This is a genomic window from Streptomyces africanus (assembly GCF_002150735.1).
Taxonomy (GTDB): domain Bacteria; phylum Actinomycetota; class Actinomycetes; order Streptomycetales; family Streptomycetaceae; genus Streptomyces; species Streptomyces africanus.
Genome location: NZ_MUKA01000296.1, coordinates 1 through 10,428, shown reverse-complemented (window position 1 = coordinate 10,428; position 10,428 = coordinate 1). Strand labels below are relative to the sequence as shown.

Annotated in this window: 9 protein-coding genes; 7 read left to right on the top strand and 2 right to left on the bottom strand. The window is 70.4% G+C overall.

All coding sequences use genetic code 11. The features are described from left to right. Window positions 1–194: 194 nt before the first annotated feature. Genes CCL05_RS31985 through CCL05_RS31970 form a run of 4 tightly spaced genes read left to right on the top strand, consistent with a single transcriptional unit; the run spans window position 195 to window position 3,507 of the window. The gene (locus CCL05_RS31985) at window positions 195–932 is read left to right on the top strand and encodes a response regulator transcription factor (protein ID WP_086564172.1); all 738 of its coding nucleotides are present in this window, start codon (window positions 195–197) and stop codon (window positions 930–932) included. Then, a complete protein-coding gene (locus CCL05_RS31980) occupies window positions 929–2,383 on the top strand; it encodes a sensor histidine kinase (protein WP_086564171.1) in 1,455 nt (484 codons plus the stop codon). Before CCL05_RS31985 ends, CCL05_RS31980 begins: the two co-directional genes overlap by 4 nt. Window positions 2,384–2,442: 59 nt before the next feature. Then, a complete protein-coding gene (locus tag CCL05_RS31975) occupies window positions 2,443–2,775 on the top strand; it encodes an ArsR/SmtB family transcription factor (RefSeq protein ID WP_086564170.1) in 333 nt (110 codons plus the stop codon). Window positions 2,776–2,826: 51 nt separating this feature from the next. Further along, window positions 2,827–3,507, top strand: a complete 681-nt coding sequence (locus tag CCL05_RS31970) for an NAD(P)H-dependent oxidoreductase (protein WP_086564169.1) — start codon at window positions 2,827–2,829, stop codon at window positions 3,505–3,507. Window positions 3,508–3,534: 27 nt separating this feature from the next. Here the strand turns inward: CCL05_RS31970 and mshD are convergent, their stop codons facing one another. Beyond that, window positions 3,535–4,461: a mycothiol synthase gene (mshD, locus tag CCL05_RS31965; RefSeq protein WP_086564168.1), complete on the bottom strand. Its 927-nt coding sequence runs from the start codon at window positions 4,459–4,461 to the stop codon at window positions 3,535–3,537. 145 nt (window positions 4,462–4,606) lie between these two features. On the opposite strand from mshD, the gene CCL05_RS31960 reads away from it, so the two are divergent. The 3 genes from CCL05_RS31960 (at window position 4,607) to CCL05_RS31950 (ending at window position 8,931) form a co-directional block, all read left to right on the top strand. Next, window positions 4,607–6,430: a bifunctional metallophosphatase/5'-nucleotidase gene (locus CCL05_RS31960; RefSeq protein WP_086564167.1), complete on the top strand. Its 1,824-nt coding sequence runs from the start codon at window positions 4,607–4,609 to the stop codon at window positions 6,428–6,430. A 58-nt stretch (window positions 6,431–6,488) separates the two neighbouring features. Then, window positions 6,489–7,748 (top strand): LmeA family phospholipid-binding protein, encoded by a 1,260-nt coding sequence (locus CCL05_RS31955; protein WP_208641664.1) that lies wholly within the window; start codon window positions 6,489–6,491, stop codon window positions 7,746–7,748. 160 nt (window positions 7,749–7,908) lie between these two features. Continuing rightward, window positions 7,909–8,931: a glycoside hydrolase family 5 protein gene (locus tag CCL05_RS31950; protein ID WP_086564166.1), complete on the top strand. Its 1,023-nt coding sequence runs from the start codon at window positions 7,909–7,911 to the stop codon at window positions 8,929–8,931. A 76-nt stretch (window positions 8,932–9,007) separates the two neighbouring features. Here the strand turns inward: CCL05_RS31950 and CCL05_RS31945 are convergent. After that, window positions 9,008–10,428, bottom strand: a 1,421-nt coding sequence (locus tag CCL05_RS31945; protein WP_086564165.1) for a pectinesterase family protein, incomplete at its 5' end; no start/stop codon positions are given.

Genomic DNA, 10,428 nt, shown 5'->3' with positions numbered 1-10,428 from the left:
CCGTCAAGGCCGACCTCGCCAAGCTGCGGGCCGGCGCCACCGACTGAGTTCCACCGGGCACGCACCGGCGGCGCGAGATACGGGGCTGATCCCGGGCTGATCCTTCCCCCGGCCCGCCCCGCCGGCGTGCGAGGCTGAGAGCGTCAGCGACACCCCGTCCCGCCCCACCACACCACACCCGAGGACCCCGACCCATGAGCCCCGCAGACGGCGACCGTGACCCCCAGCGCATCCTGATCGTCGACGACGAGCCGGCCGTACGCGAAGCACTCCAGCGCAGCCTCGCCTTCGAGGGGTACGGGACCGAGGTCGCGGTCGACGGCGCGGACGCGCTGGAGAAGACGGCGGCGTACCGGCCCGACCTGGTCGTCCTGGACATCCAGATGCCCCGCATGGACGGCCTGACGGCGGCGCGCCGCATCCGCGGCACCGGCGACACGACCCCGATCCTCATGCTCACGGCCCGCGACACGGTCGGCGACCGGGTCACGGGCCTCGACGCCGGCGCCGACGACTACCTGGTCAAGCCCTTCGAACTGGACGAACTCTTCGCCCGTATCCGCGCGCTGCTGCGCCGCAGCTCCTACGCGGCGGCCGTCGGTGCGGGTTCTCCGGACGACGAGGACGTCCTCGCCTTCGCCGATCTGCGCATGGACCTCGCGACGCGCGAGGTCATCCGGGGCGGCCGCCAGGTGGAGCTGACCCGTACGGAGTTCACGCTGCTGGAGATGTTCATGGCGCACCCGCGCCAGGTCCTCACCCGGGAGCAGATCCTGAAGGCGGTCTGGGGCTTCGACTTCGAGCCGTCGTCGAACTCCCTCGACGTGTACGTGATGTACCTGCGCCGCAAGACCGAGGCGGGCGGCGAGCCGCGCCTCGTGCACACGGTGCGGGGTGTGGGCTACGTGTTGCGGCAGGGCGGCGCGGAGTGAACAAGGTGGTACGCCGGTTCCGCTCGCTGCCGATCCGCTCCCGGCTGGCGCTGCTGGTGGCGGCGGCGGTGGCGTTCGCGGTGGCAGCGGTGTCGGTGACGTGCTGGTTCATCGTGCAGGGGAAGTTGTACGACCAGGTGGACGGTGACCTGGAGAAGTCGCTGCAGAAGCCGGGCCAGAACATCGCCATCCAGCAGGCGGTGGACAGTTGCACGCAGACCCCGCAGGGCGGCAACAGCTTCCGGAACAGCTCCTACTTCGAGGTCGTCAAGGCGGACGGGGACATCTGCGTCCACTCCAGCTCCGTGGGCCTGGTCAAGGTCACCGAGGCCGACCGGGACGTGATCAGGGACTCCCCCGTGGGCCGCGGCATCGTCCGCAACGGCACGGACGAGCACGGCAACGCCCTGCGCGTGATGACCGTGCGGCTGGCGTCCGAGCAGCCCGACGCGCCCAACGCCGCGCTGATCCTCGCCCTGCCCCTGAAGAACACCCAGTCCACCCTCAACGATCTCGCCCTGATCCTGCTGCTGGTCTCGGGCGTGGGGGTCCTGGGCGCCGGAGCCGCCGGGCTGGCGGTCGCCCGGGCCGGACTGCGCCCCATCGACAAACTCACCGAGGCCGTCGAGCACGTGGCCCGCACGGAGGACCTGGGCATCCGCATCCCGGTGGACCAGGACAGCGAGGACGAGGTGGCCCGGCTCTCCCACTCGTTCAACTCGATGACCTCCGCCCTGGCCAGCTCCCGCGACCTCCAGCAACAGCTCATCGCCGACGCCGGTCACGAACTGCGCACCCCGCTCACCTCCCTGCGCACCAACATCGAGCTCCTCACCCGCAGCGAGGAGACGGGCCGCCCCATCCCCGAGGCCGACCGCAAGGCGCTGCTCGCGTCGGTGAAGGCGCAGATGACGGAGCTGGCCGCGCTCATCGGCGACCTTCAGGAACTGTCCCGGCCGGACACGGGCCAGCACGCGGGCCGCACGCAGATCATCGCCTGGCACGACATCGTCGACTCGGCGCTGCGGCGGGCCCGGCTGCGCGGCCCGGAACTGACGATCACCGCGGACGTCCAGCCCTGGTTCGTCCGGGCGGAACCCTCCGCCCTGGAACGGGCGGTGGTCAACGTCCTCGACAACGCGGTGAAGTTCAGCCCGGAGGGCGGCACGATCGAGGTGCGCCTGTCCGAGGGCACCCTGACGGTGCGCGACCACGGCCCGGGCATCCCCGCCGACGAACTCCCCCACGTCTTCGACCGCTTCTGGCGCTCCCCGAGCGCGCGAGCGCTGCCCGGCTCGGGCCTCGGCCTGTCGATCGTGGCACGCACGGTGCAGCAGGCGGGCGGCGAGGTGTCGCTGTCCCCGGCGGAGGGGGGCGGCGCGGTGGCGACGGTACGGCTGCCGGGGGCAGCGGTGCCTCCGCCGGACAGCCTCACCTACGCCGACGAATAGCACGCACCCGATATCGATATATCGTGGTGTGTCGCACTGACGGGCGAGGAGGGTGGCACATGGCCGCGACGGCGGAACTGGATGCGGGCGACCTGATCGAGGTGTTCAAGGCCCTCGGCAACCCTGCCCGGCTGCAGATCATGCAGTGGCTGAAGGATCCCGAGGCGCACTTCGGCGCGTACGAGCCGATCGCGGACCGCCGGACGGTCGGCGTGTGCGTCACGCACATCCAGGCGAAGGCGGGACTCGCCCAGTCGACGGTCTCCAGCTACATGAGCACGCTCGAACGGGCGGGACTCGTGCGTCCCACCCGGGTGGGCAAGTGGACCCACTACCGGCGCGACGAAGAGCGGCTGGCACGGCTGGCGCGGGCGATCGGCACCACCCTCTGATACGGCACCACCTGACATTGACGAATCGCGATACGTCGATATGATCTCCTCATGTCGACCTTCACCGCTGCCCGCACGGCCCTGATCGTGCACGCCCACCCCGAGCCCCAGTCGTTCAGCACCGCCCAGATGACCGCCGCCGCCCAGTCCCTGGCCGAGGCCGGGTACCGGGTCGACGTCCTGGACCTCTACGCCGACGGCTGGGCGCCGGTGCTGGCCCGCGAGGAGTTCGCACCGGTTCAGGGCCCGTTCAAACCGCAGGCCGAGCAGCTTCGGGCGGTCCGGGAGGGCACGCTCGACGCGGCCGTCAGAGCCCATCTCGACCGGCTGCTCGCCGCTGATCTGCTGGTGCTGTCGTTCCCGATGTGGTGGTTCTCGCTGCCGGCCGTCCTCAAGGGATGGGTGGACCGGGTCTTCGTGATGGGCGGAGTCTTCGGCGGGGACCACGGACTCTTCGGGGACGCGGCGCTCGCCGGGAAGCGTGCGATGCTGCTGTTCACGACCGGCGGGCCCGGCGAGTCGTTCCGCCCCGGCGGCGCCTTCGGCCCGATGGACGACTTCCTGTTCCACATCCACCGGGGCATGCTGGAGTTCGTCGGCTTCCAGGTCCTGGAGCCCGTGATCACGTACGGCCCCGCCCGGATGACCGACCAGGAACGCATCGCGGCGCTGGAGGCGGTCAGGGCGTCCGTCGCGCGCGTCGCGGCCGACGCCCCGACCCCGGTGGGCTGACGCCGACGCCGGCCGGAACCGGCACCGTCACGTCTCCGTCCGGTACATCAGATCCACCTCGTGCGTGACGAACCCGAGCCGCTCGTACACCGACACCGCCGCCGTGTTGTCTGCGTCGACGTACAGCATCGCGGTCGGCAGCCCCCGGTCCGCCAGGTGCCGCAGGCCGATCGTCGTGAGGGATTTGCCGAGGCCGCCGCCCTGGGCGCCGGGGGCGACGCCGAGGACGTACACCTCGCCCAGGCCCTCCCCCGCGTGGACCTTGGTCCAGTGGAAGCCGATGAGTTCGTCGCCGCGGAAGGCGAGGAAGAACCCCGCGGGATCGAACCACGGCTCGGTCTTGCGGTCGTCGAGGTCCCGCTGCGTGAGGGAGCCCTGCTCGGGGTGGTGGGCGAAGGCGGCGGCGTTGACGGCGAGCCAGGCCGCGTCGTCCCGGCCGGGGACGAAGGTGCGGACGGTGACGCCCTCGGGGAGGACCGGCTCGGGCGCGTCGAAGCCGGTCAACGGGCGCCGCATCTGGCGCAGTTCGCGGAACAGGGTCAGGCCGAGGACCTGGGCGAGGTGCCGGGCGGCGGAGTGGCCGCCGTGGGCCCACACCCGCAGCCGCTTGCCGGACGTGGCCAGCAGCGCGGAGCCCAGCGCCCGCCCGTGCCCCTGGCCCCGGTGCCCGGGGTGCACGACCAGCTCGGCGGCCGGCGGCTCCACCGGGTCGGTGTCCTCCAGCTGGGCGTACCCGACGAGTTCACCGTCGACGGTGAGCAGCAGATGGGCCACGCCCGCGCGTTCGCCGCCGCGCAACTGCAACCGGCCCTGTTCGGAGACCGCCTGCTGCCCGTCGGTGCGGGCGGCCTCGGCGAGCAGTCCGAGGACGGCCTCGGTCTGCTCCGCGGAGAGGGCGGCGTAGGTGTCGATCGAGCGGGTGCGTCCGGGCCGTGCGGTGTCGTCGCTGGTCATGCGTACGAGGGTACGGGGGAGCGCCGGGAAATCGGCGGCAAGAAGCAATCAGGCTGTAACCACGAAAGCTCTGTCGCGCTACGCGCGTTGACTCTAGGCTGCGCCGGACGACATCACTGTCCCAGCAGACCCAACAGGGGGGCGTATGCCAGCCACTTCACCGGCACCGGCGCACCAGGAGCGCCGCAGACGTCGTACGAACCGTCTCGTCGCTCTCGCCGCCGGTGTCGTCACCGTCGGCGCGCTGGCCGCGGCGACGATGCCCGGGTCGGCGTCGGCCGGAGAGAACCACGGCGGCGGCGGCCACTGGCCCGGCCGCTATCAGGACGTCCAGTTGCTGTCCTTCAACGACCTGCACGGCAACCTGGAGCCGCCCGCCGGCTCCTCCGGCCGCGTCACCGAACACCAGGCCGACGGCACGACGAAGACCATCGACGCGGGCGGGGTCGAGTACCTCGCCACCCATCTGCGTCAGGCCCGCAAGGGCGAGAAGTACTCCATCACCGCGGCCGGCGGCGACATGGTCGGCGCCTCCCCGCTCATCTCCGGCCTCTTCCACGACGAGCCGGCCATCGAGGCGCTGAACAAGCTCGACCTCGACGTCACCTCCGTCGGCAACCACGAGTTCGACGAGGGCGCGGGGGAGCTGGCCCGCCTGCAGAACGGCGGCTGCCACCCGAAGGACGGCTGCTACTCGGACCAGAAGTTCCAGGGCGCCGACTTCCCCTACCTGGCCGCCAACGTCCTCGACGAGAAGACGAAGAAGCCGATCCTCAAGCCCTACTGGGTGTGGAAGAAGAACGGCGTCAAGGTCGGCTTCATCGGCGTGACCCTGGAGGGCACCCCGGACATCGTCTCCGCCGAGGGCGTCAAGGGCCTCGCCTTCAAGGACGAGGTCGAGACGATCAACAAGTACGCCAAGGTGCTCCAGAAGCAGGGCGTGAAGTCGATCGTGGCCCTCATCCACGAGGGCGGCTTCCCGGCGTCGGCGTCGTACAACTACGACTGCGACGCCCCGGGCGCGGGCGACGGCATCTCCGGCCCGATCGTCGACATCGCCAAGAACGTCACGCCGCAGGTGGACGCGCTGGTCACCGGCCACACGCACAACGCGTACGTGTGCACGATCGACGACCCGGCGGGCAAGCCCCGCATGGTCACCTCGGCCGCGTCCTTCGGCCGCCTCTACACCGACACGACGCTGACGTACGACCGGAAGACCGGCGACATCGCCCGTACGGCCGTGAAGTCCGCGAACCACGTGGTCACCCGGGACGTCCCCAAGGCGCCCGACATGACCGAGCTGATCGGCAAGTGGAACACGCTGGCCGCGCCCATCGGCAACAAGCCGATCGGCTACATCTCCGGCGACATCGGCAACACCGGCACCGAGTCCCCGCTCGGCGACCTCATCGCCGACGCCCAGCTCGCCCACGGCAAGCAGCTCGACCCGGAGACCGACCTGGCGCTGATGAACCCCGGCGGCATCCGGGCTCCGCTGACCTACACGGCCAAGGCCGGTGAGGGCAACGGTGTCGTGACGTACGCCGAGGGCTTCACGGTCCAGCCGTTCGCCAACACCGTGAACCTCCAGGACTTCACGGGCGCCCAGCTGATCCAGGTGCTCAAGGAGCAGGTGAGCGGCCCGAACGCGGCGGCGCCCAAGGTCCTCCAGGTCTCGTCCGGCCTGACCTACACGCTGGACCTCACCAAGTCCGGCGCCGACCGGGTCGTCACCGACTCGATTCTGCTGGACGGCAAGGCCATCGACCCGGCGGCCACCTACCGCGTCGCGACGAACAGCTTCCTCGCGGGCGGCGGCGACGGCTTCCCCACGCTCGGCCAGGGCACCAACGACGTCGTCGGCGCCGACGACCTGACGGCGCTGGAGCAGTACCTCACGGCCAACTCCTCGGCCACGAACCCGCTGGCCCCGCCGAAGGCGGACCGTATCGCGATCGTGAAGTAAATCGCATACAGGGGATTCAAGTTGCGGTCAGGGGCGGTGCGCATGGTCGGATGAGACGATGCGCACCCCCCACCGCATGGACATGCAAGACCTGCCCCACGACCGCATCGAGCACCCTCACGGCCCCTCCGACCAGCCCCGCAACCCCTACGAGGAACTCGGCGCACTCGACGACGGCCCGCTGGAGGAAACCCCTCTGGAGGACTTCCTCGGCGAGGAGGCCGAGCAGCGGGACGAGGCGGAACGGGAGTGGTCGCCGCCCGACCACCGGCGTGGCGGCCGGCGTCGGCGGAATCGTTTCGCCGGGCTGCCGCTCGCGGTGAAGGCGGTGGTCGGCCTGGTCGTCCTCGCCGCTTTCACCGCCCTCGGCGACCGCTGGGCCGTGCTGTACGCCGAGCACCGGGCCGCCGACACGCTCAAGGACCGGCTCGACCTCGCGGCGGCGCCCGAGGTGGAGATCGGCGGGTTCCCCTTCCTCACCCAACTCGCCGACAAACAGCTCGACTCGGTAAAGGTGACCGTCCCGGACGTCGCCGCCGACCGGGTCTCCCTGGCGAGGGTGTCGGCCACGGCGCACGACATCCGGCTGGACGCCGACGGCCTCACGTCCGTGCGCGGCGCCCACGTCCCCCGGTTCGACGGGGACGTCCTGCTGTCCTTCGAGGACCTCAACCGCGAACTCGGCGCCTCCCAGGTGACGTTCACCGGCGAGGGCCGCGACCGCGTCCGGGCCCGCGGCACCCTGCCCGTCGCCGGGCACGATCTGCGGCTGCGCGCCGAGGCCCGGATCCAGCGGCAGGGCGAGCGCGGGATCGCCACGGAGATCGGCGGCATGCGGCTCGACATCGGGGACCTGGCCACCTACCGCCCCGGCACCCGCGCCTCCGAGGGCCTGCACCTGACGCCCAAGGGGACCGCCGACCTCGCCCGGGAGACCCGCAAGGCCAAGGCACTGCTGTCGGTGCCGGCCATCGTGCAGCGGATGGGTGTGCCCGAGGCGACCGTGCGCGAGGCCCTGGCCGACGACGGCAAGCTCACCGAGCTGACCGGCTCCCCGAAGTTCGCCCGCCAGGCCGAGCGCCTCAACCTCATCGACCTGGCCCTGGACAACCCCGAGGTGCTCCGCCGCATCGGCCTGGACCCCAACCTCCTCGACGAGCTGTCCGGTCTGACCCGCCCGGTCCTGGCCGACCGGCTGGCGCTGGCGTTCGAACTGCCGAAGCCGGAGCAGGGGGACGTACGGCTGGACGACGTACGGGTGGAGGAGGACGGCATCCGGGTGCGGGTGTCGGGCTCGGGGCTGAACGTGGGGTCGTAGCCGGCGGGTCCCCCGGGTCCGGGCTGTCTGCGTTCTTGATGAAATTTGGTGAGCAGATGTGTTGACCTCTGTTCGAGTCCTCTTCTAGTTTGCGGGAGCCAACGAGCCGCCGCTCTGTGCGCGAGGTCTCGCGGAACACAACTGCTCAGAAGGGGACGTCGTGTCACGAAAGACTCATCGGGGGACAGCCGGCCTGGGGGCCCTGCTCGCCTGCGTCACGGCATTCGGCGGAGCTCTCGCCTCACCCGCAGCCGCCTCCACCACCGCCCCGCCGCCCGTCAGCGACTTCAAGGGCGTCAACTGGGCCGACCCGCGCGACAACTACGCCCACGACGCGGTCGTGCCCTCGGGCCTGTCCACCTCCGACAGCTACGCCACCACCTACGCCAAGTCCAAGGCGATCATCGGCGGATTCTCCAAGCTGGGCGCCAACACCGTCCGCCTCCCGGTCAACCCCACCTCCGTGAACGGCCCGTTCTGGAAGTCGTACCGGGGCGCGATCGACGCCGCCACCGCCAAGGGCTTCAAGGTCATCCTGGGCTACTGGGAGGCCGACAACGCCAAGGACGGCAAGATCGACAACCAGGCCTCCTGGAACCAGATGTGGGCGCGGATCACCTCCGCCTACGCCCGCAACTCCAAGGTGTACTTCGAGCCGATGAACGAGCCGTTCGGCTACACCGCCCAGGAGTGGACCGACGTCGCCGCGAAGTGGGTGGCCTCCCACGGCAACGTGCCCCGCGACCGGATGGTGATCGGCGGGTACAAGTACAGCGAGGACGTCAAGCCGGTGTGCGCCGACCCGCGCCTGAAGGGCACGCGCCTGGCCCTGCACAACTACGGCTTCTGGCACACCGACTGGACCAGCGTCGACCAGTGGAAGCAGGACTTCAAGGCGCGTATCGGCGACTGCGCCTCGCGCACGATCCTCGACGAGTTCGGCGCGTCCATGACGACCGGCCTGGACTACAACGGCCCGGTGGGCGGCTCCAACGAGGTCGCGTACATCCAGGCCGCGACCGACACCATCCGCGAACTGGGCCTGGGTTCGGTGTACTGGCCCGGCCTGCGCAACGGTGACACCTACTCCCTCACCACGCTCCAGGGCACGGGCACGAACCTCAGCCTGACGGTGAACAACTCCAGCGGCCTGGACCGGCTGCACTACGCCTGGAACCAGTAGTCCTCACCAGGCACAACCGCATGGTGGCCCTTCCGGGCCCGGCGCCGCTCGTCAGCCGGACCCGGAAGGGAGCCTTTCAGGACGCCGAGGGCGTCCAGCCCGCGAGCCAGTCCGCGACCTCCTGGTCCGCGGCCTGCGCGTCGGTCAGGTGCGGCCGGTTGGAGCTCGCCGAACCCGCCCCCGCACCGGTGTTCTTGTACTCGGCGAACCGGTCGTCCTTCCATGAGAAGCCGCTCATGTCGGTCCACGGCGTGGACTTGATCGCGGCGCTCAGGCTGGTGTTGCGGACCGTGGTCTGCGGGTCGAGCGAGGCGTCACCGCCCGCGTGCCAGGGCCGGCCGAGGTAGAAGCTGCCGCCCGACACATCGCCGTTCACCGTGGAGTTGGCGATCAGGATGCCCTTGCGGTTCGCGGCCGTGCTCGGAGCCGTGACGTAACCGGCCGACGTCCCGTCCCACCGCTTCTTCAGCGTGATGACGGACTTGTCGACGACGGCCGTGGCCCGCCCGAAGATGAAGTCGACGTTGCCGATGACGTAGGAGTTGGCGACGTAGACCCGGCCCAGCCGGTCCTTGGCGGCGGTGTCGAGGAGCAGCGTGTCCTGGTCGCCGCTGACGATGATCCCGTCCAGGAACACCTTGTCGGCGGCGGTCCGCAGCGCGACGGCCTGGTGCCCGCTCAGGTTCTGGTTGGCCTTCTCGTCGAAGTCGTTGGAGATGGTCAGGTTGCGCGCCTGGAAGTCGTCGGCCTCGACGGCGACGGTGGCGCTGCCGCCCGTGCCGTACGTGCCGCCGCCGGGCTTGGGCGTACCGGACGCGTTGTTGTAGACGATCGTCGTGTCCTTGCGGCTGCCGCCGGTGCCCTGGATGGTGACGTGCGGCTTGTTGGACGGCACCTTCACGAGTTCCCGGTACGTCCCCGGCTTGACGGCGATCACGACCCGCGACGGATTGTTCGCCGGTACGGCGTTCACCGCGGCCTGCACGGTCGTGTACTGCCCGCTGCCGTCCTTGGCCACGGTGAGGGTGGTGGCGTTGGCGGCCTTGGTGGAGGCGGCGGCGCTCGTACCGATGGAAGCGCGGGGCCCGGCACCGGCCTTGAGGACCGACGGCAGGTCGGCGGCCTTGTCGAGGGAGTACGGGTAGAAGGCCTTCGGATCGAAGGCGGTCCCGCCGCTCTCGTTGCGCCCGCTGGTGCCGGAGAAGGAGTTCCCGCGCTGGACGATGGCGGCGCCGCTGTCCTTGATGACGGGGTTCTTGATGCCCTGGAAGAGGGAGTTCTCCAGGACCATCTTCGTCGCGCCGCGCGAGTAGTTGCCGTACGAGGAGTTGATGTCCGTGCCCGGGGCGTCCTCCAGGAAGTTGTTGTAGAGGTGCGCGTGGGCGGCGTTGTCGGTGGACGGGTTGCGCTGCTCGGTCTCGCGGATCCAGTTGTGGTGGATCGTGATGTCCGTCTTGACGTTCTCGGTCCAGCCGATGCCGAAGGTCTTGTTGTTGT